Origin of the sequence: Klebsiella sp. KE9456, from assembly GCF_043832615.1 — a bacterium.
Classification (GTDB): domain Bacteria; phylum Pseudomonadota; class Gammaproteobacteria; order Enterobacterales; family Enterobacteriaceae; genus Klebsiella; species Klebsiella indica.
Window position 1 is genome coordinate 1 of the sequence record NZ_JBDYQK010000055.1, and the last position, 1,201, is coordinate 1,201.

The window sequence follows — 1,201 nt, forward strand, 5'->3', positions numbered from 1 at the left end:
TGTATTAGTCGCGACTTGATCTGACACATGGCCTTGAAAGGTTGAGAGTTACCGGTTTTGATATGGGTGTCGAATCCTTATACAAAACACGAGGTAACTCTCATGCTTCATACTACCAATCCCGTTATCAAACACAAAGCCGGTTTGCTCAATCTGGCTGAAGAACTCAGCAACGTGTCGAAGGCCTGCAAAATCATGGGCGTCTCCCGCGATACGTTTTATCGTTATCGTGAGCTGGCCGATAAAGGTGGCGTGGATGCGTTGATAAATCGTAGCCGTCGCGCTCCTAACCTTAAAAACCGAACCGATGAGGCCACTGAGCGGGCTGTTGTTGATTATGCTGTGGCATTCCCGGCTCACGGCCAGCACAGGAGCAGTAACGAGCTGCGTAAACAGGGCATTTTTATCTCCGGCAGTGGTGTCCGTTCTGTCTGGTTACGTCATAACCTTGAGAACTTCAAAAAACGCCTGAAAGCACTGGAAGAGAAAGTGGCCCGCGATGGCATTGAACTGACTGACAGCCAGATCGCCGCACTGGAGCGTAAAGCCAGTGATGACGAAGCCTGTGGTGAGATTGAAACCGCTCATCCGGGTTATCTGGGTTCACAGGACACGTTCTATGTGGGCAACCTGAAAGGCGTCGGGCGTATCTATCAGCAGACATTCGTTGATACATACTCGAAAGTGGCTCACTGCAAGCTCTACGTCACTAAAACACCGATTACAGCGGCTGATTTACTGAATGATCGTGTGCTGCCATTTTATGAGTATCAGGGTCTGCCGATGTTGAGGATACTGACCGACAGAGGCACTGAGTTCTGCGGCAAAGTGGAGCAGCATGATTACCAGCTTTATCTGGCGATAAATGACATTGAGCATACGAAAACGAAGGCAATGTCACCGCAGACCAACGGCATCTGCGAGCGGTTCCATAAAACGATACTGAACGAGTTTTATCAGGTGACGTTCCGCAAAAAGTTATATGGCGATCTTGAAGCATTACAATCGGATCTTGATGAATGGCTGGCTCACTATAATAATGAGCGAACCCATCAGGGGAAAATGTGTTGCGGCCGGACGCCAATAGAAACGTTACTTGATGGAAAACGCATCTGGGCTGAGAAAAATTTAAGCCAGATGTAATCTGACAGATACCTGTATAAATAACCGGTAACTGTCAGATCAGGTCTGAGCTAATACA

General features: G+C 48.1%; 1 protein-coding gene. It reads left to right on the top strand.

Annotated elements, in window-relative coordinates; genetic code table 11:
* Window positions 1-102: 102 nt before the first annotated feature.
* The gene (locus ABK821_RS25235) at window positions 103-1,143 is read left to right on the top strand and encodes an IS481 family transposase (protein ID WP_343179232.1); all 1,041 of its coding nucleotides are present in this window, start codon (window positions 103-105) and stop codon (window positions 1,141-1,143) included.
* Window positions 1,144-1,201: the final 58 nt, after the last annotated feature.

What these genes read in the sequence shown, in the direction of transcription:
- ABK821_RS25235 (WP_343179232.1), top strand. Translation starts at nt 103, where the DNA reads ATGCTTCATACTACCAATCCCGTTATCAAACACAAAGCCGGTTTGCTC.